At 72.4% G+C, this 22,868-nt stretch carries 20 protein-coding genes, 1 tRNA gene and 1 riboswitch; of the genes, 5 read left to right on the top strand and 16 right to left on the bottom strand.

The annotated features are described in order from the left end of the window. Positions 1-111 precede the first annotated feature (111 nt). Both OHA86_RS24290 and OHA86_RS24285 read left to right on the top strand, forming a co-directional pair. Positions 112-1,332, top strand: a complete 1,221-nt coding sequence (locus OHA86_RS24290) for an acetyl-CoA C-acetyltransferase (RefSeq protein WP_329178454.1) — start codon at positions 112-114, stop codon at positions 1,330-1,332. A gap of 263 nt (positions 1,333-1,595) precedes the next feature. After that, complete coding sequence (locus OHA86_RS24285; RefSeq protein WP_329178452.1) at positions 1,596-2,402, top strand: hypothetical protein; 807 nt, start codon at positions 1,596-1,598, stop codon at positions 2,400-2,402. Between the two features lie 13 nt (positions 2,403-2,415). On the opposite strand, the gene OHA86_RS24280 is transcribed toward OHA86_RS24285, so the two are convergent. After that, a complete protein-coding gene (locus OHA86_RS24280; RefSeq protein WP_329178451.1) occupies positions 2,416-2,733 on the bottom strand; it encodes a hypothetical protein in 318 nt (105 codons plus the stop codon). Positions 2,734-2,853: 120 nt separating this feature from the next. On the opposite strand from OHA86_RS24280, the gene OHA86_RS24275 reads away from it, so the two are divergent. Beyond that, entirely contained in the window at positions 2,854-3,087 is a 234-nt protein-coding gene (locus OHA86_RS24275; protein WP_329178450.1) for a DUF4287 domain-containing protein, read from the top strand. Between the two features lie 81 nt (positions 3,088-3,168). On the opposite strand, the gene OHA86_RS24270 is transcribed toward OHA86_RS24275, so the two are convergent. Beyond that, a complete protein-coding gene (locus OHA86_RS24270) occupies positions 3,169-4,041 on the bottom strand; it encodes a Bax inhibitor-1/YccA family protein (protein WP_329178448.1) in 873 nt (290 codons plus the stop codon). 244 nt (positions 4,042-4,285) lie between these two features. Here OHA86_RS24270 and OHA86_RS24265 point away from each other — a divergent pair, with 244 nt between their 5' ends. Further along, complete coding sequence (locus tag OHA86_RS24265; protein ID WP_329178447.1) at positions 4,286-5,164, top strand: bifunctional DNA primase/polymerase; 879 nt, start codon at positions 4,286-4,288, stop codon at positions 5,162-5,164. A gap of 28 nt (positions 5,165-5,192) precedes the next feature. On the opposite strand, the gene OHA86_RS24260 is transcribed toward OHA86_RS24265, so the two are convergent. The 14 genes from OHA86_RS24260 to OHA86_RS24195 form a co-directional block, all read right to left on the bottom strand. Continuing rightward, positions 5,193-6,716 carry a flavin monoamine oxidase family protein gene (locus OHA86_RS24260; RefSeq protein WP_329182537.1) on the bottom strand — a complete coding sequence of 508 codons (1,524 nt, stop codon included), beginning with the start codon at positions 6,714-6,716 and terminating at the stop codon, positions 5,193-5,195. 400 nt (positions 6,717-7,116) lie between these two features. Then, positions 7,117-7,200 (bottom strand) — tRNA-Leu (locus OHA86_RS24255). 315 nt (positions 7,201-7,515) lie between these two features. Next, on the bottom strand, positions 7,516-8,841 hold the full coding sequence (locus OHA86_RS24250) for a cyclopropane-fatty-acyl-phospholipid synthase family protein (RefSeq protein WP_329178445.1): 1,326 nt from the start codon (positions 8,839-8,841) through the stop codon (positions 7,516-7,518). Between the two features lie 177 nt (positions 8,842-9,018). Continuing rightward, entirely contained in the window at positions 9,019-10,404 is a 1,386-nt protein-coding gene (locus OHA86_RS24245; RefSeq protein ID WP_329178442.1) for an NAD(P)/FAD-dependent oxidoreductase, read from the bottom strand. Positions 10,405-10,698: 294 nt separating this feature from the next. Next, on the bottom strand, positions 10,699-11,673 hold the full coding sequence (locus OHA86_RS24240; RefSeq protein WP_329178440.1) for a Ppx/GppA phosphatase family protein: 975 nt from the start codon (positions 11,671-11,673) through the stop codon (positions 10,699-10,701). Next, a complete protein-coding gene (locus OHA86_RS24235; RefSeq protein ID WP_329178438.1) occupies positions 11,670-12,233 on the bottom strand; it encodes a DUF501 domain-containing protein in 564 nt (187 codons plus the stop codon). The genes OHA86_RS24240 and OHA86_RS24235 overlap by 4 nt, the downstream gene beginning before the upstream one ends. Before the next feature lie 99 nt (positions 12,234-12,332). Next, positions 12,333-12,854: an FtsB family cell division protein gene (locus tag OHA86_RS24230; protein ID WP_329178437.1), complete on the bottom strand. Its 522-nt coding sequence runs from the start codon at positions 12,852-12,854 to the stop codon at positions 12,333-12,335. 167 nt (positions 12,855-13,021) lie between these two features. Beyond that, positions 13,022-14,302, bottom strand: coding sequence for a phosphopyruvate hydratase (gene eno, locus OHA86_RS24225; protein WP_329178435.1), 1,281 nt, complete (start codon positions 14,300-14,302; stop codon positions 13,022-13,024). A gap of 254 nt (positions 14,303-14,556) precedes the next feature. Beyond that, complete coding sequence (locus tag OHA86_RS24220) at positions 14,557-15,285, bottom strand: transglycosylase family protein (protein WP_329178434.1); 729 nt, start codon at positions 15,283-15,285, stop codon at positions 14,557-14,559. A gap of 3 nt (positions 15,286-15,288) precedes the next feature. Next, a riboswitch (cyclic di-AMP (ydaO/yuaA leader) is annotated at positions 15,289-15,505 on the bottom strand. 312 nt (positions 15,506-15,817) lie between these two features. After that, positions 15,818-16,789: a transglycosylase family protein gene (locus OHA86_RS24215; RefSeq protein WP_329178432.1), complete on the bottom strand. Its 972-nt coding sequence runs from the start codon at positions 16,787-16,789 to the stop codon at positions 15,818-15,820. 247 nt (positions 16,790-17,036) lie between these two features. Next, complete coding sequence (locus tag OHA86_RS24210; protein ID WP_329178430.1) at positions 17,037-18,326, bottom strand: cytochrome P450 family protein; 1,290 nt, start codon at positions 18,324-18,326, stop codon at positions 17,037-17,039. A gap of 25 nt (positions 18,327-18,351) precedes the next feature. Then, a complete protein-coding gene (locus tag OHA86_RS24205; RefSeq protein WP_329178429.1) occupies positions 18,352-19,407 on the bottom strand; it encodes a nucleoside triphosphate pyrophosphohydrolase in 1,056 nt (351 codons plus the stop codon). A 34-nt stretch (positions 19,408-19,441) separates the two neighbouring features. Then, entirely contained in the window at positions 19,442-20,095 is a 654-nt protein-coding gene (locus OHA86_RS24200) for a SurA N-terminal domain-containing protein (RefSeq protein ID WP_329178428.1), read from the bottom strand. Positions 20,096-20,258: 163 nt separating this feature from the next. Then, positions 20,259-20,993, bottom strand: coding sequence for an HNH endonuclease family protein (locus tag OHA86_RS24195; protein WP_329178427.1), 735 nt, complete (start codon positions 20,991-20,993; stop codon positions 20,259-20,261). 314 nt (positions 20,994-21,307) lie between these two features. Here OHA86_RS24195 and OHA86_RS24190 point away from each other — a divergent pair, with 314 nt between their 5' ends. Continuing rightward, a complete protein-coding gene (locus tag OHA86_RS24190; RefSeq protein WP_329178426.1) occupies positions 21,308-22,840 on the top strand; it encodes a DUF2079 domain-containing protein in 1,533 nt (510 codons plus the stop codon). Positions 22,841-22,868: the final 28 nt, after the last annotated feature.

Below are 22,868 nucleotides of genomic sequence, written 5' to 3'. Positions count from 1 at the left end.
GTCCGCGGCCGTGTGCCGGGCGTCCCGGGTCGCCGGGACGCGCGCATCACCGCGGCACCGCCCGCAGCACCATGCACCACGTCCGCCCGCAGCTCGCCGAGGAGTGTCGCGATGCCCGAAGCCGTCATCGTCTCTGCCGCCCGTTCGCCCATCGGCCGCGCCTTCAAGGGGTCGCTCAAGGACCTGCGCCCGGACGACCTGGCCGCCACGATCATCAGCACGGCGCTCGCCAAGGTGCCGCAGCTCGACCCGCGCGACATCGACGACCTGATGCTGGGCTGCGGACTGCCGGGCGGCGAGCAGGGCTTCAACCTGGCCCGGATCGTCGCGGTGCAGATGGGCATGGACCACCTGCCGGGCTGCACCGTCACCCGCTACTGCTCCTCGTCGCTGCAGACCACCCGGATGGCGATGCACGCCATCAAGGCGGGTGAGGGCGACGTCTTCGTCTCGGCCGGCGTCGAGATGGTGTCGCGGTTCGCGAAGGGCAACTCCGACACCCTGCCCGACACGATGAACCCGCTGTTCGGCGACGCCGTCGCGCGCACGGCAGCGCGGGCCGAGCAGAGCGGGGCCGGCTGGCACGACCCGCGCGAGGACGGGCTGGTGCCCGACGCGTACATCGCGATGGGGCAGACGGCCGAGAATCTGGCGGCGCTCAAGGGCGTCACGCGGCAGGACCAGGACGAATTCGGCGTGCGGTCGCAGAATCTGGCCGAGAAGGCGCTCGGGAACGGTTTCTGGGAGCGCGAGATCACCCCCGTGACGCTGCCTGACGGCACCGTGGTGGCCGCGGACGACGGTCCGCGGCCGGGAGTGACCATGGAGGGCGTCCAGGGCCTCAAGCCGGTCTTCCGGCCCGACGGCACCGTGACCGCGGGCAACTGCTGCCCGCTCAACGACGGCGCGGCCGCGCTGGTGATCATGTCCGACACCAAGGCGCGGGAGCTGGGCGTCACCCCGCTGGCGCGGGTGGTCTCCACCGGCGTGTCGGGGCTGTCCCCCGAGATCATGGGCTACGGCCCGGTCGAGGCCTCGCAGCAGGCGCTGCGGCGGGCCGGGATGGCGATCGGCGACATCGACCTGGTCGAGATCAACGAGGCCTTCGCCGCCCAGGTCATCCCGTCCTACCGCGACCTGGGCATCGACCTGGACCGGCTGAACGTCAACGGCGGCGCCATCGCGGTCGGCCACCCGTTCGGCATGACCGGCGCGCGCATCACCGGGACGCTGGTCAACAGCCTGCAATTCCACGACAAGCAGTTCGGCCTGGAGACCATGTGCGTCGGCGGCGGGCAGGGTATGGCCATGGTCATCGAGCGGCTTTCGTGACACTCCGCCGCCAGGTGACTGCGTACACGTAGTTGTGATGTAAGTCGCAATCAAATCGCCCCCGGGATGTGACTTTCCCCGGGGGCGGTGCCTTTTTGCAGGTCAACCGTCTGTACAAAAACCGGACAGGCTCCCAGACCTACTCAACTCATGCTTTTACGCACTGCGGGGGCCCGGGGTTTACCGGCACAGTGAGGTGAGGGGAAGTTTCGTCCAATGCCCCAGTGGGCATTGCTCGGGTCGCGTCAGTCGGGAGAACGTCAGTGAGTGCCAACTTCACCGTCCTGCTGGTCGCCGTGGGGCTCGCCGTGGCGGCGGGTTCCGCCGCCGTGCTGTCCGCCCGCGGTGTGCGCCGCGAGCTGTCCGCGCTGCGCCGGGACCTGGCCGGGGCGTGCGTGCCGGGGCAGCGTGTCCCGGCCGGCGACATCAGGGCCGCGGTCGCCGACGCCCTCGCCGACGAGCGGGAGCGCGAACTGGCCGAGGCCCGCGCCTTCTGGGCCGAGCAGGAGGCCCGCGAGACCGCCGGCGACGCGCCCTTCTTCCGCGGCGGGCTCTCCGGCGCCGGTGCGGACGGCACGCTGCCCGGCGGCGACTACGAGGTGCCGCCCGTCCTGCCCTACCTGCCCCGGCAGGCCGACTTCGCCGGTCTCGACGGCGGCTTCGACGCGGGACTCGAATCCGACGCCGGCGAGGCGCCCGAGGCGACCCTGCCCGCGCCCGGCACGATCCCGCACCCCTCGGGGCCGGAATTCGCGCCGTCCCCGGTCGTCGCCTCGCAGGACCAGACCGCCGACCGGCTCGCCGACCTCGCCGACGGCCGGGTGCCGCTGTCCGACGTCCGCCCCGGCCCGCTCGGCACGCTCGACGTCTACGTCTTCGCCGACGGCACCACGCTGTGCATGACGCCGGGGCACCGGGAGACCGCGCTGCGGCTGTGCGACGCCCTGGACCGGGGTGATGTGCCGGTGCTGCGCGGCGGCTCCGCGATAGCCGGCGCCTATGCGCTGACCTTCGCCTTCGGCGAGGAGAGCGTCTATGTGCTGGCCGACCGGGTCGTCGCCTCGCTGTGACGCCGCGGCTCTTCTAGTCCACCGCCCTGGCCGCCCGCGCCACCCGCTCACGCGCCTCCGCCAGGAGCGCCCGGTGCTCGGGCAGCGTCGCCACCGCGAGGAGTTCGCGCCCGGCGAGGGCCAGTTGGTCGCCCACCACGAAGACGCCGTCGTCCGGCATCACGTACGGCTCGCGCCCGGGGAATTCCAGCAGCTGCGCCTCGCGGTCCAGCCAGCGCGCCAGTTCGAGGCCCGTGGCCGCCGCGCCCGCCTGGAGCCTGCGCTGCGGAAGTGCCCGCAGGCGTCCCGCGAGGCGTTCGAGTGCGGCATTCAGATCGGTGCGCTCCGGCATGGCGCGACCCTATCGGGGTACGGGAGTCACCCTCGCACCCATATCCGCCGCCCGGGATGGTTGCCAACGACCGGCCACTCGGGCACGGTGGGGTGACCGGACCACAGACCGGAGGCGCCGATGTCCCAAACGCATTTCTCCGAGGAAACCCACCGGAATCTGCTCGACCGCATCCCGCACTGCACAGGCCGCGAGGTCAGCGACTGGCTGTCCGACCTCGCCGACGGGCCGTCGTTCTTCCGCTTCGACGAGAAGGTGAGCTGGCTCCGCAGCGAGCACGACCTCTCCTACGGCTACGCCAAGGCCCTCGTCCACGAGTACGACCTGCGGCGGGCCGCGCGCAATCTGCTCTGACCCCCTCCACCACGCCGTCGGGCTGCCCGGAAGCGGTGCTTCCGGGCAGCCCGTACGTCCATGTGCGCGGCGGGCAGGGCGTCAGTCGCGCAGGATCGCGATCAGCCGCAGCAGTTCCAGATAGATCCACACCAGCGACAGCGTCAGCCCGAAGGCCGCCAGCCACGACTCCCGCCGCGGAGCGCCGCCGCGGATGCCGTCCTCGACCTGCTTGAAGTCCAGCGACAGGAAGAACGCGCCCAGCGCGATGCCGAGCAGGCAGAAGACGATGCCGAGCGGGCCGGTGCGCAGCCCCAGGCCGTCGGAGCTGCCGAAGGCGGCGAAGATCAGGTTGACCACCATCGCCAGGACGAAGCCGACCGCGACGGCCAGGCCGATCCGCTGATAGCGCGCGGTGACCCGGATGATCCGCGCCCGGTAGGCGAAGAGCATGCCGGCGAAGACCGCCATGGTGCCCAGCACCGCCTGGACCGGGGCGCCCTGCCACGCCTCGTTGTACGCCCGGCTGAGCACTCCGAGGAAGACGCCCTCGAAGACCGCGTAGCCGAGGATCAGCGCGGGTACGGGCGTGCGCTTGAACGCCTGCACCATGGCCAGCACGAACGCGATCAGCGCCGCGCCGACCGCCAGGCCGGTGTTGTCGGGCAGCGCGACCCAGCCGAGGACCGCGCCGACGACCACGGTGCCGAGCGTGATGCCGGTACGCATGACGACGTCGTCGATCGTCATCCGGCCGGTCTGCGCGGGGCCCGCGGCGGGAGCCGCGTACGCCTGCTCCAGGTTCTCGGCGGTGAGGGGCTGCGGCTGGTCGTAGGGATTGCGCGGCGCCTGCGCGTACGGGTTGCCGCCCTGCGGGCCACCGGGCACGCCCTGGGTGCCCTGCGCCCCGAAGCCGGCGTAGTCGTTCCCGCGGGTGAAACCCCGCCGGGAGAAGACCGGGTTGCTGCTCCTCATCTCACTCCTCCATGGCCGCGTCCTGCAGCTCTGCGTCAAGAGTAATGGCTTGGCAAAAAAGAGGCCGCTCCGAGCGGTGATCTTCCCCGGATGCCGCTCCGCACGCATCGTCCACCGGCACGCCCCCCGTACGCGTGACGTGCGCTTCGGCACGTCGGCGCAATACGCGGTGGACGGCGGCGCCTCGGCGCGGTATCACTGAGGAGTGCAGACGAACACGCGTTCGAAATCCAGGGAGCAGGCCATGGCACGCCCCGACCACACCCGCGCCCTGCACGCGGCGCTGCTGACCGCCGCCCGCGGCCTGCCCGTCATTCCGCTGTCCCGCACCAAGCTGCCCGCCGTCCGCTCCCCGCACCGCGACGAGCCGCGGTCCGCCGCCATGTGCCGCGGCGAATGCGGCAGGCCCGGGCACGGCGTGCACGACGCGACCACGGACCCGGCCCGTATCCGCGCCCTCTTCGCCGTCGCCCCCTGGGCCACGGGCTACGGCGTCGCCTGTGGCCGCGGGCCGCACCATCTGATCGGCCTGGACCTCGACGTGAAGCACGGCGCCGACGGGATCGGATCGCTGCGCGCACTGGCCGAAACACACCGCTTCACCGTGCCCGGGACCGTCACCGTGCTCACCCCGAGCGGCGGCCGTCATCTGTGGTTGTCCGCGCCGGGCCCGGTCCCCAATTCGGCCGGCCGGCTGGCCCCGGGCATCGACGTACGCGGCGAGGGCGGTTACGTGGTCGGGCCCGGTTCGCGTACGGTGGCCGGCCGCTATCTGCTCGCCCCCGGCGCCGCCGGGCACCCCCTTGCCGCGGCGCCCGCAGCGCTGCTGCGGCTCGCCGCTCCCCCGCTGTCGCCGTACGACCGGCAGCCCAAGCACGCGGCAGGGCCGCGGCACCCCGCCGAGAAGCGGGCCGCGGCCCTGGTGCGGTTCGTGCTGGATTCACACGAAGGAGAACGCAACGGGCGGCTGTTCTGGGCCGCCTGCCGCGCCTATGACGCCGGTCTGGGCGACGCGCTGGCGCCGGCCCTGGTGACGGCCGCGGTGCACACCGGGCTGAGCGAGCGCGAGGCCGCCGCCACGGTGGCGTCGGCCGGCCGGCTCCGCGCCGCCCCGCACCGGTGATGCGGGGCGGCCCCCTGCGAGCCCGCCGTCAGGCGAGCACGCGCTGGTGGAGTGCGGTGACCGCCTTGCGGGCCGAACTGAAGGCCCCGTGCTGCCAGGCGTCCATGTAGCTGAGCCAGTCACCGGCGAAGTAGACGTGGCCGGTGGGTTCGTTGAGCGGCTTGTAGCGTGCCGCGTCCGGGCCGCCGGGGGTGCTGTGCCAGGCGGCCTCCTGGTAGGGGAACTGGCGCCAGTGGTGGGAGAAGGACGTGGCCAGTTCGCTGCGGTATTTCTCCCCGTAGATCTTCACGCCCGCCGCCACGGCCCGCGCCTCGCGGTCCTTGGGGCTGAGCTGGGCGTAGGAGTCCGCGCGGGAGCCGGTGTTGTAGTAGCCGATCATCACACCGCGCTCGCCGTGGAAGCCGTAGGACGGGTGCCAGATGTGGGTGACGTCGAGGTCGGTCTCGGTGATGCCGCCGTAGATCCGGTGGTCGGTCTCCCACCAGCGGGAGCGGTATTCCAGGCCGATCTTCCCGGCCGAGGAGGGCGTGATGGCCTGCAGTGCCGACTGGACGCCGGAGCCGAGGTTGTGCGGGACCTTGGCCAGGATGTTCGGCGGCATGGCGGCGACGCAGTAGTCCGCGTCGACGACTTTCGTCCGGCCGCCCTGGGTGTACGTCACGCTGACACCGTGCGCCTTGTCGGTGACCTGGGTGACGGCGCAGCCGGTGCGGACCTTGTGGGTCCCGATCGCCCTGGCCAGCGCGTGCGGTATCCGGTCCATGCCGCCGACGGGCTGGAACATCAGCATGGCCTGGTCGAATTCGAACTCGAACGCGAAGTAGCGGCCGACTCCCGAGGCGAAGATCTCGGAAGCGGCGGGCACATCGGTGTTCACGACTCCCGGAGTGCCGGCGGCGGCCGGCCAGACGGAATAACCGCGGCGGGAACTGCCGGTGTAGTCCAGCGTATTGCCGAGGTCGCCATAGTCCTTGAGGAATTCCATCAGGCGTTCCCGGTCGGCCTCGGTCAGGGCCTGGTCGAGCGCGCCCTGGTCGGACGCCTTCGCCAGGAGTTCCGTCACATAGCCGAACACATCGGCCTTGGCCGCGCGGTAGCGCATCGGCGCGGTCATACCGGCCGACTCGTTGTAGAGGTAGGTGTCCGCGTTGACGTTGGTGAAGACCTCGATGGGCACGCCGAGTTCACGGCAGTAGTCGAGGGTGATCATCCACTGGGCGATACGCGCGGGACCGGCGTTCATGTACTGGCCGTCGGAGAAGCGCGCGGTCTGGCGGTTGCCGTACAGGTCGGTGGTGCTGTCGCCGCCCCTGACGGTGAAGTTGCGGCCCCCCGGCCGGTCCCGCGCCTCCAGGATCGTGCAGTCGTAGCCCGCCTTGCCGAGTTCGTACGCGGTGGTGAGGCCCGCGATGCCGCCGCCGAGCACGACCACCTTGGCGGCGGCCCTCCCGGTGAGGTGGAAGTCGCCCCGGCGCGGGGCGCGGAAGGCCGCCTCGCGGGACGCCGCTTCCGCGGTGGGCGTGAGGCCGAGCGCCCCCATGGTGGCGAGCATCGCGCCCGCCCCGCCTGTCGCACCGACGGCACGCAGGAAGGCACGTCGATTGAACTGGGTCATCTGTCATGTCCCCTTTCGCTACTGGCGCAGCGGACTTTTGCAGCGCGGCGTTACGCGTGATCGTTCAGCGCGTGTCAGCGTTGTAAGGGGAAGCTCCGCCCGGTGACCGCTACAGGGGTCGGCGCCGCGGGCGCGGGGGGCCGCACGACCGGCCGGAACGGCCGTCCGCGGCATGGCGGGGACAGCCGGGGGAAGGCGTGGGAAGCCGCGCGGGAGGGGCACCGCGAGGGGTGGAACGGGAAGGCCGGGGCTCCCACCGTGCATCCGGGCCAGGCGCGTTCACGGGCGCTTTCGCGCCCTTCCCGCCCTTCTCGCAGGCCAGCCAACTGGCGGTAAGTGCCCGGAGCCGGACTTGAACCGGCACGCCCACGACGGGGCAGCGAGGTTTAAGCTCGCCGTGTCTGCGTTCCACCATCCGGGCCGGCGGGGCGCAGAGAAAAGCGTATCGGGGACGGCGGATCCGAACAGGGCGCCTGAGTTGTCATGTTGTCTTATTTTAGGGGTCACTGACGTCCCATCAGCGGTCGAATGAGGACAGCCCGGCTGCCCAGGCCGTCAACCCCGCGTCAATAGTTGCCCCGCACAAGTGACGCGAAATCGCTCTCCCGAGCGGCTGGAATGCGCCATGACGGCCTGTCCGGTACTGCGGCAGGCCGGTGCGGTGCCGCGAGGCGGCTCGTGCGGTACCGCGGGACGGCTCGTGCGGTGCCGCGAGGCGGCCGCTCCGGTACCGCGGCTAGGACAGCCAGCCGCCGCGGGTCGGCGGCATGCCCGATGTGCCGTCCGGGTCCGTGCGGACCGCGAGCACCTGGTTGACCCCGATCCGGTTGCGCTCGAACGACAGCGCCGACGCCGCCATGTACAGCTGCCAGACCCTGGCCCGGCCGGCCGTGGTCGCCCGGGCGGCCTCGTCCCAGTGCGCCTCCAGGTTGGTCACCCAGGCCCGCAGGGTGCGCGCGTAGTGCTCACGCAGCGCCTCCACGTCCCGCACCTCGAAGCCGGCCTCCTCCAGCCGGGCGACGGTCGCGCCGACCGGCGAGAGCTCACCGTCGGGGAAGACGTAGCGGTCGATGAACTCGTCGATGCGGTACGCCTCCTCGTCGCGCATCGGCCGCCGGGCGATCTGGTGGTTGAGCAGCCGGCCGCCGGGCCGCAGCAGGCCGTACAGCGTGCGGGCGTACTCCAGATAGCGCTCGCTGCCGACGTGCTCGGCCATGCCGATGGACGAGATCGCGTCGTAGGGGCCGTCGGTGACGTCGCGGTAGTCCTGCACCCGGATGTCGATCCGGCCGGTCAGCCCGGCCTCCGCGACACGCTTGCGGGCGAAGGCGGCCTGCTCGGCGGACAGGGTGATGCCGGTGGCGTGGACGCCGTAGTGCTCGGCGGCGTGCAGCGCCATCGAGCCCCAGCCGCACCCGACGTCCAGCAGCCGCTGCCCCGCACGCAGGCTCAGTTTGCGGCAGACCAGGTCGAGCTTGGCATATTGCGCCGCCTCCAACGTGGTGTCCTTCTCGGGCCACACGGCGCAGGAATACACCATGCTCGGGCCGAGCAGCAGGGCGTAGAAGTCGTTGCCGACGTCGTAGTGGTGGGCGATGGCCGCCTTGTCGCGGCGCCGGGTGTGGGCGATCCCGGTGCGCCTGCGCACCTCCTCGGGCGGCGGCGCGGGCGGCAGCCCCGGGCCCGCCAGCGCCAGCGCCTCGCGCGCGAGGCGGTAGCTGCCCGGATCGCCCAGGAGGTCCGCGAGGCGGCGGGCGGTCCCCAGGGCGCCGCCGGCCCCCGGATCCGGCTCGTCCCGCTCCCACAGCAGCCCCGACAGCCGGCCGAGCGCCTCGTAGAGGTCGCCGTCCACCGTGAGGTCGCCGGAGACCCAGCCGCGGACCAGGCCCAGCTCACCGGGCCGCCACAGCAGCCGGCGCAGCGCACGGCGCCGGCGCAGGACCAGGACAGGTGCGCCGGCCGGCCCGGCCTCACTGCCGTCCCAGGCGCGTACGCGCAACGGGAACGGTCTGGAGAGGGCGTGTTCGGCGAGTTCGAAGAGGCGGTGAGCCGCGTCAGCCATGCATCTGAGCGTACGACTGAAAGGCGCCGTTGACCCGTAAATCTACGTTGCGGATACACGCACTTCGCCCGGACGGCGGTTGCCGGGCCGCCCCGGGACGCCGTAAGGGCGCCCGCACCACGGATGGCGGGCGCCCTTACGGCGTTGCGGACGGCGCGGCACGGGCCGCGTGTCGGGTCAGGCCGCGCCGGCCTTCTCGGTCTCGGCGGCCTTCGGCTGCTGGACCACGGCCGGAGCCGGGGCCGGGCGGGCGGCCTCGTAGAACTCCTCGCGGGGGTTCTCGATGGCGCCCAGCGAGACGACCTCGCGCTTGAGGAACATCGCCAGCGTCCAGTCGGCGAAGACCCGGATCTTGCGGTTCCAGGTCGGCACCGCCATGCCGTGGTAGCCGCGGTGCATGTACCAGGCGAGCCGGCCCTTGACCTTGATCCTGGCCTTGCCGACCACGATCATCGCGACGCCCTTGTGCAGTCCGAGTCCGGCGACCGCGCCCTTGTTGGCGTGCTTGTACTCCTGCTGCGGGAAACCGCGCAGCCCGGAGATCACATTGTCGCCGAGCACCTTGGCCTGGCGCAGCGCGTGCTGGGCGTTCGGCGGGCACCACGCGCCCTCGCCCGCGGCGAGGTCCGGGATCTGGGCGTTGTCGCCCGCGGCCCAGATGTAGTCGGTGCCGCGCACCTGGAGCGTCGGGGCGGTGTCCACGTGGCCGCGCGGGCCGAGCGGCAGGCCGAACTTCGCCAGCGCCGGGTTGGGCTTCACGCCCGCCGTCCACACGATGGTGGAGGCGTCGACCTCCAGGCCGTTGGCGAGCACCACGTGCTTGTCCACGCAGGACTTCATCGACGTGCTGAGGTAGACCTCGATACCGCGCTCCTGGAGGTGCTCCAGGCCCCACTTGCCCAGCTGCGGGCCGACCTCGGGAAGGATCTTGTCAGCGGCGTCGACCAGGATGAAGCGCATGTCCTCGCGCTTCACGTTCGGGTAGTACCTGGCCGCGTCGCGCGCCATGTCCTCGACCTCGCCGATGGTCTCCGCGCCCGCGAAGCCACCGCCCACGAAGACGAAGGTCAGCGCCTTGCGGCGGACATCCTCGTCGGTCGTGGAGTCGGCCTTGTCCAGCTGCTCCAGCACGTGGTTGCGCAGGCCGATCGCCTCCTCGACACCCTTCATGCCGATGCCGTTCTCGGCGAGGCCGGGGATCGGGAAGGTCCGGGAGACCGCGCCGAGCGCCATCACCAGGTAGTCGAAGGGCAGCTGGTAGGACTCCCCGACCAGCGGCGCGACCGTGGCGACCTTGCGGTCCTGGTCGATGTCGACGACCCGCCCGGTCAGCACCTCGGCCCCGGGCAGCACGCGCCGCAGCGGGACGACGACGTGACGCGGGGAGATGCTGCCTGCTGCCGTCTCGGGAAGGAAGGGCTGGTACGTCATGTACGAGCGCGGGTCGACGACCGTGACGGTCGCCTCGCCGTACCGCATCTTCTTCATGATGCGACGCGCCGCGTACAGGCCGACGTAACCGCCGCCTACTACGAGGATCCGTGGACGCTCCGTGGTGCTCATGCATCGAGTATCCAGCACCTTCGGAGGGGTACCTCGTGAGCCCCTTCACAAGGGGGTGCATACCCTGTGCTACCCTGCCCGGTTTCGCGACCAGGCAGGACGTGACCCGTACCCGCCAAGAAGCGCCCGGCACCAGGGCACCGGGCGCTGATCAGGGCGGATCTTGCGGCGTTCAACCGCCGGCCGAGCGCTTGTCACACCGCCGAAACACGCCATGGCCAAGGATTCTGGGGGTCCCCCGGTCTCACACCTTGGAAAATTGGGCCGCGGGACGGGAACTTCATGTGAAGAGTTTCACAAAGCTTGCTGCCCGGACCCGCCGGCCGCTGCGAAAGCGATGCCGTCGAGGATGTCGTGCTCACTCACCACGACCTCCTCGGCACCGGCCCGCTCCATGATCCGCAGCAGCACCAGCGCGCCCGCGCCGATCACGTCGACCCGTCCCTCGTGCATGACCGGGATGGCCGCGCGCTCGGCGTGGGTGGCCGCCAGAAGCTGCCCGCTGACGGCTCTGACCTGGTCGAGGCTGATCCTGGCGTGATGGATCGCCTCGGGGTCGTACGCCGGCAGGCCCAGCGCGACGGCGGCGACCGTGGTGACCGAGCCGGCCAGTCCGACGAGCGTACGGGCGCGGTCCATGGGGACGGTTCTGCACACCTCGGCAAGGGCCGCGTCGATGTCGGCGGTCATCGCCGCGACGATCTCGGGCGTCGGCGGGTCCACCGGCCCGCCGTCCCGCACGATGTGACGCTCCGTCATCCTGACGCAGCCCACATCGACCGACCTCGACGCCTCCACCGTGTCCGAGCCGAGCACGAATTCCGTCGAACCGCCGCCGATGTCGACCACCAGATACGGCGTCAGCAGACCGTGGTCCCCGGTCAGTTCACGGGTGGCGCCGGCGAAGGACAACGCCGCCTCCTGGCTGCCGCTGACCACCTCCGGCTCGACGCCCAGCAGTTCCACCACGCCCCGCACGAAGTCGTCGCGATTCTCCGCGTCGCGCGATGCCGACGTGGCGACGAAGCGGACATTGGCGGCCGGGACGCCGTGGTGCCGGATCACCTCGGCGTATTCACGGCAGGCGGCGAAGGTCCGCTCCAGCGCCTCGGGCGCCAGCCGCCCGGTGCGGTCCACGCCCTGGCCGAGCCGGACGATCCGCATCCGCCGGTCCAGGTCCTTCAGCGCACCGGTCGCCGGGTCCACGTCGGCGACCAGCAGCCGGATCGAGTTCGTACCGCAGTCGACGGCGGCGACCCTGGTCGTCATGAGGCCTCCTCGCCCGTAGCGGTGCTCTCGGCGCCGCCGGCGTCCGCGGCGTCCTGCGGCGGGACGCACGGCCCCTTGGCCCACCAGTCGGGCAGCATCGCCAGCGCCTCGTCGCCCAGCGGATTGACGCCGGGCCCCGCGGCCAGCGAGTGGCCGACCAGCACATGGAGGCACTTCACCCGGTCGGGCATGCCGCCCGCGCTGGGGAATCCGCCGAGCACCTCGACGGCGTCACGGCGGGCGATGTAGTCCTCGTGGGCGGCGCGATAGGCCGCGGCGAGGTCCGGGTCCTCGGCGAGGCGGGCGGTCATCGCCTTCATCACCCCGTCGGCCTCCAGTGTGCCGATCGCGGAGGCGGCCCGCGGACACGTCAGGTAGTACAGCGTCGGGAAGGGCGTGCCGTCCTCCAGCCGGGGCCGGGTCTCGACGACGTCGGGATTGCCGCAGGGGCAGCGGTGCGCGACCGCGCGCAGGCCCCGCGGCGGCCGGCCGAGCTGTGCCCTGACCGCGGCGACGTCCGCGGCGGTGGCGGGGGCGGGATTGTCCTGGGAGATGTCCATGTGCCGTTCTGTGTCTCAGGGCCGTCTGCGGGCGGTGGGGAGGGCGACGGGTCTACGGGGCTGCCGGCGGCGCTGCGGGGGCGGCCCCTCGGCGGGGCGTCACTGCCGTGGCAGGGCGGCGGCGTCGGCATGGTCCACGCCGTCCCACAGGTTCGTGTACCAGGGGCGGTGGGCGGCCGCCGCCTGCCCGCCGCCGTCGCCCGGGCTGCCCGCGCTCTTGTGCCGCGTGCCCGAGGAGCCGCCGGTGGGCGCCGGACTTGCCACGGAATAGCCGTTCTCACCCGGCATCACATAGTGCAGCTGCGTGCGGGCCTGGGTGCGGACGTACTCCGGGTCCTGCCAGCGGGCCTTCTGCTCGCGCAGCTGCTCGACCTTCTGCCGCGCCTGCTGCGCCTCGCGGCGCTGGTCGGCGATGTCGGAGCGCTGGGCGATGTATTGCCGCATCGGGTAGGCCAGGGCGATCACCAGGGCGCACAGCACCAGCGCGAGCAGCGCTGCCCGCCCGGTGAGCCTGTTGCGCCGGGCCGGCCGACGTGCCGCGGCGGCACGGTAGACCCGCGCCTGCGCCTCCTGGCCCATGGCCTTGAGCCGGGCCGTGGTGGAGAACCGGTCGGACCCCACGCCGTCGCTCCCCTCGTACGTCCTGCGGGACGCACGCACGTCCTCGGGGGACGAACATACTGCCCCGCCTGTCGTGACGCCGGTACGTCCCCGCCGCACGGTACGGGACCGGGCGCGGGGACGTACGGACGCGGGGGCCGACCCCCGGCGGCGTCAGCCGTTGCGCGTCAGCCCTTGAAGCGCGGGAAGGCGCTGCGGCCCGCGTAGACCGCCGCGTCGTCCAAGATCTCCTCGATACGCAGCAGCTGGTTGTACTTGGCGACGCGCTCGGAGCGGGCCGGGGCACCGGTCTTGATCTGGCCGCAGTTGGTGGCGACGGCCAGGTCGGCGATGGTGACGTCCTCGGTCTCGCCCGAGCGGTGCGACATCATGCACTTGTAGCCGCTGCGCTGGGCCAGCTCGACGGCGTCCAGCGTCTCGGTCAGCGAGCCGATCTGGTTGACCTTCACCAGCAGCGCGTTGGCCGTGTCGTTGTCGATGCCCTTCTGCAGGCGCTCCGGGTTGGTGACGAACAGGTCGTCGCCGACGATCTGCACCTTGCCGCCGAGCTTCTCGGTGAGGACCTTCCAGCCCGACCAGTCGTCCTCGAACAGCGGGTCCTCGATGGAGACCAGCGGGTAGGCCGCGACCAGCTCCTCGTAGTACTCGGTCATCTCGGCGGCCGAGCGCTGCTTGCCCTCGAAGTCGTAACTGCCGTCCTTGTAGAACTCGGAGGCGGCCACGTCCAGGGCGAGCGCGATGTCCTGGCCGGGGGTGTAGCCGGCCTGCTTGATCGCCTCGATGATCAGGTCGAGCGCGTCGCGGTTGGAGCCGAGGTTCGGCGCGAACCCGCCCTCGTCGCCCAGACCCGTGGACAGGCCGCGGGTCTTGAGCACGCCCTTGAGGGTGTGGTAGACCTCGGCGCCCCAGCGCAGCGCCTCGGAGAAGGACTCCGCGCCGATCGGCGCGATCATGAACTCCTGGATGTCGACGTTGGAGTCCGCGTGCGATCCGCCGTTGAGGATGTTCATCATCGGGACCGGCAGCACATGCGCGTTCGGGCCGCCGAGGTAACGGAAGAGCGGCAGGTCGGAGGCCTCGGAGGCGGCGTGCGCGACCGCCAGCGACACGCCGAGGATGGCGTTGGCGCCGAGCGAGGACTTGTCGGGAGTGGCGTCCAGGTCGAACATCGCCTGGTCGATCAGCCGCTGCTCGGTGGCGTCGTAGCCGACCAGCTCCGGGCCGATCTGCTCGATCACGGCGAGGACGGCCTTCTCGACGCCCTTGCCCTGGTAGCGGTTCTTGTCGCCGTCGCGGAGTTCGAGGGCCTCGAAGGCGCCGGTGGAAGCGCCGGACGGCACTGCGGCCCGGCCCGTGCTGCCGTCATCGAGGCCGACCTCGACCTCGACGGTGGGGTTGCCTCGCGAGTCGAGGATTTCCCGGGCTACGACGACGTCGATGGACGGCACGTTGTCTCCTTCAGATGATGTCTTCTCGTCTTTTCCGGGACGAGCCTAACCGCCTGGGGCATCCGTACCGGTCCTCGGCCCGGCCCCTGAGACGGAAAACCGGCCGGGTACGCGGCGCCCGGAGGCGAGCCGCGTACCCGGCCGGCCGGTGAGGTCCCGCCCGGGGGATCCCCCGGGCGTCAGCCGGGTGACGCCCGGGGATCGGTCCGTGATCCTGCCGGTGAACAACCCGGCACCAGGCCGGTGATCAGCCGTCAGCCGAGGTGCAGGTGCTGACCCGGGAAGATCAGGTCGGCGTCCTTGACGCTGTCCTTGTTGAGGTCGAAGAGCTTGTGCCAGCCGCCGGCCACGTGGTGGCTCGCGGCGATGCCGGACAGGCTGTCGCCGGACACGACGGTGTAGTCACCCTTGTGGCCGGAGTGCCGCTGCCAGTCCGTGGCGGTGTTCTTGGCGGGCTTGGCGGGCTTGGCGGGCTTGGCGGGCTTGGCGGCCTTGGCCGTGCTCTTCGCCGGGGTGGTCTTCTTCGCCGGGGTGCTCTTCTTGGCCGGGGTGGTGGTCTTGGCCGAGGTGGAGCTGGACGACGAGGAGGACGAGCCGCCGGGGTTGATGTCGGGCGACGGGCCGCCCGACGTCAGGCCGCCGGCCGACGCGCAGGACCAGGCGCCGGGGCCCTGGATGGCGAGCAGCTTCTCGGCGGCCGCGATCTGCTGGTCCTTGGTGGCCAGGTCGGCGCGGGAGGCGTACTGCAGGCCGCCGGCCGCTTCCCAGCTGGACTGCGAGAACTGCAGGCCGCCGTAGTAGCCGTTGCCGGTGTTGATCGACCAGTTGCCACCGGACTCGCACTGTGCGACGGCGTCCCAGGTGGCCACGGAAGCGGCCGAGGAGGACGTGGCGCCGATCAGCGGCAGGGCGATGGCGGTACCGGCAACACCGGCGAACGTGGCGAATCGGACCATCTTTGAGGCGCGACGGTGCTTACCCATGTGTGTGTTCCTCACCGACGCCTACGAGGTCAGCTGTCGGGTTCGGGCGTGAGTTGCCCGGCCGGCACCCGCTGTACGTACACGGATGACCGGCTTCACCCCGAGCCGGACCGGTGGCGTGGGCGTCGCAGCGGCGTGCTGTCCGTGCCGCGCGGCGTACTGCCTCTGGTCCGGCGGAAGACCGTGGGTCCCCCGCTCCTGCCTGCGGCGCTTTCGCGTCGACTGTTCCCGTGGGTGCGGCGGCAGGACTCGGCGTTCCGCTCCGACGGGGCCCGCTGTGGCGGGCGCTTAGACGTTAAGCACACCGGACCCGGTTGAACAAACACTCGCGTTTCGGGCGCCAACTGCCGTCCGGCATTCGGGGGCTGGACGAATCCGCAGGTCGGAACGCCGGATTTCAGCAGGGAGCGAGCAGCCGGTCACAGGCGGGGAGAGAGCCTTGTCACATCGCCGCGCGACCCGGAAGTACCGTACGTCCGTTTTGTCAGTCGGCCCGCATGGCGCGGAAGTTCGGCCTTCCGGCGGTCACGGCTCAGCCGAGATTCAGGATCTGTCCGGGTTTGATGAGGTTTGGATTGTCGCCGATCACTTGGTGGTTGGCGTCGTACAGCTGACTCCATCCACCGGTGACGTCATGATCGGCGGCGATCCCGGACAGCGAGTCACCCTCGCCCACCTTGTACGCACCCGGGTCCGTATCGGCGCTCGCGCCCGTATTGCCGGTGTTGCCGGTCTCGTTGGCATCCGCGGTGTTCGCGGTGACCGCGGTGGTTTCGGTGCGGGTCGCCCGGTCGGCCGCGGCCAGCGCCTCGTCGGAGGGGCTGTACGGGCGCCCGTGGCGCCCGCCGCCGTCCGTGGGGGTACCGGGGTCCGCGGGGTCCGACGGGGCGGCGGGAGGAGCGCTCTGCGTGGGCGCGGCGGGGTCGGCCGCAGGGGGCGTCACCGTGCCCGAGGCGGGGTCGGTCGGCGTACCGGCGGCCGGCGGCGCGGTGGTCGGCGTGCCGGCGGCGGGCGGCGCGGTGGTCGGTGCGCCCGGGTCCGCGGGGGCGGACGGCGCCGCCGGGTCGGTGGGCGTGGCCGTGGGCGCGCCGGCGTCCGGGGGCGTGCCCGGGTCGGCCGGGGTGGTGGGCGCCGGGGTGGCGGTGCCGGTCTGGCCGGTGCCGGGCGTCCCGGTGTCCGTGACCAGTCCGGTGCCCTGCTCGCAGCCGGGCCAGGCGTCGGGGCCGAGATCGGCCAGGATCTTCTCCGCCACGGCTATCTGCTGCGCCCGGGAGGCCATGTCGGGCCGCGAGGCGTAGACCGTGCCGCCGTACTGGCTCCAGGTGTCCTGGGTGATGGCGAGGCCGCCGTAGAAGCCGTTGTGGGTGTCGGCGTTCCACAGGCCGCCGGTCTCGCACATCGCGACCTTGTCCCAGGTGCCGGCCTCCGTGGCGTGCGCGGCGCCCGCGCCGGCTCCCAGCAGCGGCAGCGCGAGGCCCGCGCCGGTCGCCGCGACCGTCACCATGGCCGCTGGGGCCTGGCGGGGACGTCGGTGCCTGCCGTTCCCTGACGAGAGCATGCGGTCGCCTTTCCTCACAGCCTTACGCGCCCGCGCGGCCCGCCGTCACCGGCAAGTGCCGCGCACCGTGGGGTCCGGCGCGTCCCGCGAGCCGAGCGTGCCTCGCGTTGACCGCAGAACGTAGCGGTGTTGGCCAGGGGATCACAAGTCGATGTAGCGCTCATCACGTCGCGGTCACGGCCCTGACGTCCGGTCACTTCCCCTGCGGCACCTCGGGTGTGAACGCCACCGGCAGGGTCCGCAGCCCACGCATGATCAGACCGCCGCGCCAGCGCAGGTCACCGGGATCGGCGGCCAGCCGCAGGTCCGGCAGCCGGGTGAGCAGCGTCGCCAGCGCGGTCCTCGCCTCCAGCCGGGCCAGCGGGGCGCCGAGGCAGTAGTGGATGCCGTGCCCGTACCCGAGATGCGGATTGTCGGCCCGCGCGAGGTTTACGGCGTCGGGCGCGGAGAAACGCGCGGGATCGCGGTCGGCAGCGGCGAGCACCACGAGGACCGGGTCGCCCGCCGCGACGGGCTGCCCGCCGACGGTCAGCGCGGTGGTCGCGTAGCGCCAGGTCGCCAGCTCCACCGGGCCGTCGTGGCGCAGCAGTTCCTCGACCGCGCTCTCCAGCAGGGCGCTCTCGCCCCGGGCCAGGGACGCCTGCAGCTCGGCGCGCGGGCCCGGGTGCGTCAGCAGCGTGTGCATGCCGTTGCCGATCAGGTTGACCGTCGTCTCGAAGCCGGCGAACAGCAGGATGAAGGCCATCGCCGCGGCCTCGTTCTCCGTCAGGTGCTCGCCGTGGTCGCTCGCCCTGATCAGCCCGGAGATCAGGTCGTCGGGCGGGCCGCCGTCCGCGCCGCTGCCCGTGCCGGCGGTCAGCTCGGCGCGCTTACGGTGGATCAGCTCCACGAGATACGCCCGCATCCGCTTGACCGAGCGCGCCACACCGCCGCGCGGGCCGCCGCCGTGCCGGATCATCATCCCGGCCCAGTCCCTGAAGTCGTCCTGGTCCTCGGCCGGCACCCCCAGCAGGTCGCAGATCGCGTAGATGGGCAGCGGGAAGGCGAAGTCGTGGATCAGGTCCGCCTCGCCGCGGACCGCGAAGCCGTCCACGAAACGGTCCGTCAGCTGCTGCACCCGCGGTCCGAAGCGGGCCACCCGGCGCGGGGTGAAGGCCGTGGACACCAGGCGGCGCAGCCTGGTGTGGTCGGGCGGATCGATGTTGAGCAGATGCGTCATCAGATCCGCGCTCCGCTCCCCCGGGATGCCGGTCTTGCCGCGCGCGCCCGGCGAACCCGCGTGGTGCACCGGATTCTTGCTCAGCCGCGCGTCCGCCAGCGCCTCCCGGGCGTCCGCGTACCGGGTGACCAGCCAGGCCTCGACGCCGCTGGGCAGCGTGGTGCGGTGGACCGGGGAGTGCTCGCGCAGCCATGCGTAGGCCGGGTAGGGGTCGGTGGCGAACTCCCAGGTGAAAAGCTCGGGCATGGCGGCGGATTCGGTCATCCCCCGACCGTACGTGAACCGGCCGCTACCCCTCGGCCCCGTCCCGCCCGGCCGCCGAGGTCCGCGCCCGCGCCGCGGCGCCGGGCTCGGTCTCCGCCTCGCGTATGGCCGCGCGATAGCGCCGTGCCGCGTGGCGCAGGGCCGCCTCCGGGTCGATGCCCGCCGACTGGGCCGCGGCGGCCTCGGCCAGCAGGTGGTCGCCGAGGGCGGTCTCGTCGTCGTAGAGCGGGGCCGGCGGGGTGACCGGCTGCGGCAGGCCCGCCTCCCTCGCCCGTCCGGCGAGCTTGGCTGCCAGCGCCAGTGCGGGGGAGGCGAGCGGGACGCCGTCGGTGACCGAGTCGCGGGCCTTCTCGACGCCCTTGAGCCGCACCCAGTTCGCCTGCACCTGCTCGGGGGTCTCGGCGACCTCGTCGCCGAAGATGTGCGGGTGCCGGTGGACCAGCTTGGCGACCAGGCCGGCGGCCACGTCGTCGATCCCGAACGGCTCGTCCGGGTGGCCCTCGGCGATCACCGCGTGGAAGACCACCTGGAGCAGGACGTCCCCGAGCTCCTCGCGGACCGCCTCCCGGTCGCCGTCCTCGATCGCCTCGACCAGCTCGTACATCTCCTCGATGCCGTACTTCGCCAGGTCCTCGTGGGTGCGCACGCTGCTCCAGGGGCACTCGGCCCTGATCCGGTCCATCACCTGGACCAGGTCGAGCAGCCGGGCGCCGGGCAGGTCGTACGACCCGGGCAGCAGTTCCAGGTCGGGCATCGCGACCCGCCCCGAGCCGCCGAGCCTGGCCAGCTCGTCGGTGACGGCCCGGTCGCCCTCGCCGCCGCCCGCGGGCAGATACACCACCGTACGGCCGCCCGCCGTCGCCTCGGCCAGCTCCCGGCCGGTGGGCGCGGCCACTTCGACGGTCACGCCCGCCTCCCGCAGGAACGGCAGCTGCGGGTGCCGGGGGTCGGCGCTCAGCACCCGGTCGGCGCCGCGCAGCGTCTGCCACGCCGGCCAGGACAGCTGGCCGGGCGCGACGCGGTGGCTGGTGGTGAGCAGGATCAGCCGGCCGGGGCCGCCCGTGGTGTCGTCGTCGTTCACACCTCGAACGTACCGCGCGGGTCGGACAGCGGCGTCACGCCGCCGGCGCCGCCGCGCCCGGGGTCCTGGTGACCACCCACGGGTCGGTGGCGTCGCCGATGATCGCCTTCTTCGCGTCCCAGGCGCCGTAGCGCGGGTTGATCTTCACACCGAGCTCGTCCGCGGTCTTGGACAGGGCGTCGACGATCGCGGTCTGCCCGCCGTCGCTGCCCGGCTGGAAGCCCAGGCTCATGATCAGCTTGCCGACCAGCGCATTGGTGCGGAAGAAGCTGTCGGCGCCGGCCGGCACGATGTCGTACTGCTGCAGCAGCGCCGCGTCGAGCGCCTTCTCGCTCCCGCTGAACTGCTGGAGCGCCGCGGCGTGCTGCTGCTGCACCTCGCCGTCGCTGACCGTCACCTTGGCGTCGGCGGCGGCCCGTTCGATGACGGTGTTCTGCACCAGCATGCTCAGTGTCTGGGTCGACAGCTTGCCGCCCGCCGCGCTCTGCTGGTCGGCCTGGGACGACGCGGCCTGCGCCGCCCGCACCTCGTTGACCTTGTGCTGGAGCGTGGACACGGTGATCTTCTGGTCGCCGATCAGGGCCGCGGCGCCTGGCTGCGCCGGTCCCGACCCGCACGCGGTGAGGGCGGGCGATGCCAGCAGCAGCGCGGCTGCGGCGATCGAGACGGCGGTGCGGCGGCGGACCATGGGTGCCTCCCGGCAGGGAACAAGCCTCACGATGCTGATGTGATGATCGAGCACGAGGATATTGATCCAGGGCCGCCGATATCCAGCACTAGGACCAACAGGATCCGCACAGCCGGCCCCGGACCCCCGTTCCCGCCGCGCGCCCGCGCCGTTCCGTGACAGGTCAGCCGGCCGGCAGCGGCTCCTTGGGGCAGCCGCCCAGCACCTTGCGCATGGCGTCGCGTTCGCCCGATGTCACCCATACGCCGTACTTCTTCTTCACCGCCACCTGCCGCGCCACATAGGTGCAGCGGAAGGCGGTGTTCGGCGGCAGCCAGGTGGCGGTGTCGCCGTCGCTCTTGCGGCGGTTGGTGGACGCGTCGACGGCCAGCAGGTTGAGCGGGTCGTTGGCGAAATTCCGCCGCTTGTCGGCCGTCCACTGCTGGGCGCCCTTCTGCCAGGCGTCGGAAAGTGCGACGGCGTGGTCGATGTCGACCTTGCTCGCACCGCGGGTGTACGTGATCCGCGTGCCGGTGTACGGGTCGGCGAGGGTGCCGGCGGTCACTATGCACTTCTTGGCGCCGTCGCGGAACGTCGTCTGGCGCAGGTCGCGCTTGAGTATGTCGTCGCGGGTGTCGCAGTGGTTGTGGTCGGTGTCGGCCCAGGCCGCGCCGAATTTGTCCCGGGTGTAGCCGGTCTTCGGCGCCCGGCCCTTCACCGTGAGGCCGTCGACCGCCGCCAGGGCGCTGCCGTGGGCGCCCTTGGCTCCGGCTCCGGGCGGCGCGGCGCTGCTCGTGGCCGCGCCGACCGTCGGGTCCTTGCAGCCCGCGAGAGCGCCGCCCAGGGCGACGGCGAGGGCCGCCGTGCAGACCAGGGTGCGGACGGTGGTCCCGGCGTTCTTCTGCGCTGTCTGCGCCATCTGCGCCTCTCAAGGGTCGGCCAGGAGCCCCGGGGCGGGTCCTGGCGGGATCTGGGGTCGGGGCAGGTGGGACGGCCCCCGTGACAGCCGCTGCGACGAGCGGAAAAACAGTTCGTCAACTGCCTTCCCCCACCGCCGGAGACTACGGCTCCGGCGCGCTCCTCGTACCGCTGACCGCGACGAGGGGACCGGCGTCGGCGTGCCGCGGTCAGGACCGGCCCCGCCACGGCCAAGCTGGTGACACCCCGAACCGGGGCGAAACGGGCGAGCCGTGGACATCGGCGGGGCGGCCGAGGCGAAGAGAGGACCCGCGTATGGACGGCGACAGGGACAGGGTTGAGGCCGTACTGCCGGCCCAGGAGTCCGGACCGCGGGACATTGCCGCGCCGGCGCAGTGGGCGACGCCCGCGGTGCCCGCGGCAGTTGTGACGGGTGCGGCGGCGCGGCGGCGGGTGCGGGTGCCGGCCCGTCTCGATCCGTGGCTGCTCGCGGCGGGCTTCCTCGCCCTCTACTCGGCGCTGTCGCTTTCGCGTTACCGCCGCATGGAGACGATGTCGTGGGACCTGGGCATCTTCGAACAGGCCGTGCGCGGCTACGCCCGCCTGCGCGCTCCCGTCGCCGACCTCAAGGGGCCGGGCTTCAACGTGCTCGGCGACCACTTCAGCCCCATCACCGCCCTCATCGCGCCCTTCTACCGGGTCCTCCCGACCCCGGCGACCCTGCTGGTCGCCCAGGCGCTGCTGTTCGCGCTCTCGGTCGTGCCCGTGACGCGGGCGGCGGCGCAGGTGCTGGGCCGCAGCCGCGGACTGGCGGTGGGGGCCGCGTACGGGCTGTCGTGGGGTGTGCAGCGGGCGGTGGACTTCGACTTCCACGAGATCGCCTTCGCCGTGCCGCTGCTGGCCTTCTCGCTGGCAGCGGTCCTGCGGCGGCGCTGGCGGACGGCGCTCGGGTGGGCGGCGCCGCTGGTGCTGGTCAAGGAGGACATGGGGGCGGCGGTCGCGATGATCGGCGCGGTGGTGTGGCTGCGGGCAGGCCGCGAGACGGTACGCGGCCCGAAGGGCGGCGGGTACGTCCGCAGTTGGGCGCTGAGCCTGGCGGCCTTCGGGGCCGTCGCGTCGGCCTGGGAGGTCGGGGGGCTCATCCCGGCCTTCCACGGCGCCGGCTACGACGCGCTGAACCACATCAACGGCGACGGTTCGCTCACCGGCCACGTCCCGCCGGTCACCGCGCTGCGAACGGTGCTGTGGCTCCTGCTGCCGGCCGGCGGACTGCTCGCGCTGCGCTCGCCGCTGATGCTGGTCGTGGTGCCGACCCTCGGCTGGCGCTTCCTGTCGCACTACCCGGAGAACTGGGGCACCGACTGGCACTACAACGCCGTCCTGATGCCGGTGGTCTTCCTCGCCGCGGTGGACTGCGCCGCGCTGATCGGCGCCGCCGCTCCGGGAAGCCGCTGGGCGCCGCCGTGGCTGCGCTCCCACGTCCGCGCGCTGCCGTCCGTGATGCTCGGCGCCGCACTCGCCCTGTGCACCCAACTGCCGCTGGCCGGGCTGAGCCACCGGGCCGCGTACGAGGTCGACGGTCCCACCAGGGCCGCCAAGAGGGCACTCGCCCGCATCCCCGACGGGGCGACGGTGGAGGCGAACGTCGGGCCGCTCAGCCGGCTGGTGCGGCGCACCACCGTCTACTGGGTCGGCCAGACCGGCGGCCTGGCGCCGGACTACCTGGCCTTCGAGAACCGCTCCAAGTGGCTGGAGGACCCGGCAGGCTACGCCCTGCAACTGCACCCGCACGCCCGCTACACGACCGTGGCGGACGCGGGCGGCTACGTGGTGCTGCGCCGCGAATAACCCGTCTCCTTCTCCCCGCCTGGCCCCG

It is taken from the genome of Streptomyces sp. NBC_01477 (genome assembly GCF_036227245.1).
Classification (GTDB): Bacteria; Actinomycetota; Actinomycetes; order Streptomycetales; family Streptomycetaceae; genus Actinacidiphila.
The sequence above is the reverse complement of the archived record's forward strand: the minus strand, read 5'-3'. Positions and strand labels throughout refer to the sequence as shown.

Bases quoted from the DNA above. Each gene is read 5' to 3' on its own strand.
- OHA86_RS24245 (WP_329178442.1), bottom strand. From the start codon at position 10,404: ATGAGCACCACGGAGCGTCCACGGATCCTCGTAGTAGGCGGCGGTTAC.
- OHA86_RS24190 (WP_329178426.1), top strand. From the start codon at position 21,308: ATGGACGGCGACAGGGACAGGGTTGAGGCCGTACTGCCGGCCCAGGAG.
- OHA86_RS24265 (WP_329178447.1), top strand. From the start codon at position 4,286: ATGGCACGCCCCGACCACACCCGCGCCCTGCACGCGGCGCTGCTGACC.
- OHA86_RS24290 (WP_329178454.1), top strand. From the start codon at position 112: ATGCCCGAAGCCGTCATCGTCTCTGCCGCCCGTTCGCCCATCGGCCGC.
- OHA86_RS24235 (WP_329178438.1), bottom strand. From the start codon at position 12,233: ATGGACATCTCCCAGGACAATCCCGCCCCCGCCACCGCCGCGGACGTC.
- OHA86_RS24220 (WP_329178434.1), bottom strand. From the start codon at position 15,285: ATGGGTAAGCACCGTCGCGCCTCAAAGATGGTCCGATTCGCCACGTTC.
- OHA86_RS24275 (WP_329178450.1), top strand. From the start codon at position 2,854: ATGTCCCAAACGCATTTCTCCGAGGAAACCCACCGGAATCTGCTCGAC.
- OHA86_RS24270 (WP_329178448.1), bottom strand. From the start codon at position 4,041: ATGAGGAGCAGCAACCCGGTCTTCTCCCGGCGGGGTTTCACCCGCGGG.
- OHA86_RS24195 (WP_329178427.1), bottom strand. From the start codon at position 20,993: ATGGCGCAGACAGCGCAGAAGAACGCCGGGACCACCGTCCGCACCCTG.
- OHA86_RS24280 (WP_329178451.1), bottom strand. From the start codon at position 2,733: ATGCCGGAGCGCACCGATCTGAATGCCGCACTCGAACGCCTCGCGGGA.
- OHA86_RS24240 (WP_329178440.1), bottom strand. From the start codon at position 11,673: ATGACGACCAGGGTCGCCGCCGTCGACTGCGGTACGAACTCGATCCGG.
- OHA86_RS24215 (WP_329178432.1), bottom strand. From the start codon at position 16,789: ATGGTGACGGTCGCGGCGACCGGCGCGGGCCTCGCGCTGCCGCTGCTG.
- OHA86_RS24200 (WP_329178428.1), bottom strand. From the start codon at position 20,095: ATGGTCCGCCGCCGCACCGCCGTCTCGATCGCCGCAGCCGCGCTGCTG.
- OHA86_RS24250 (WP_329178445.1), bottom strand. From the start codon at position 8,841: ATGGCTGACGCGGCTCACCGCCTCTTCGAACTCGCCGAACACGCCCTC.
- OHA86_RS24260 (WP_329182537.1), bottom strand. From the start codon at position 6,716: ATGCTCGCCACCATGGGGGCGCTCGGCCTCACGCCCACCGCGGAAGCG.
- OHA86_RS24210 (WP_329178430.1), bottom strand. From the start codon at position 18,326: ATGACCGAATCCGCCGCCATGCCCGAGCTTTTCACCTGGGAGTTCGCC.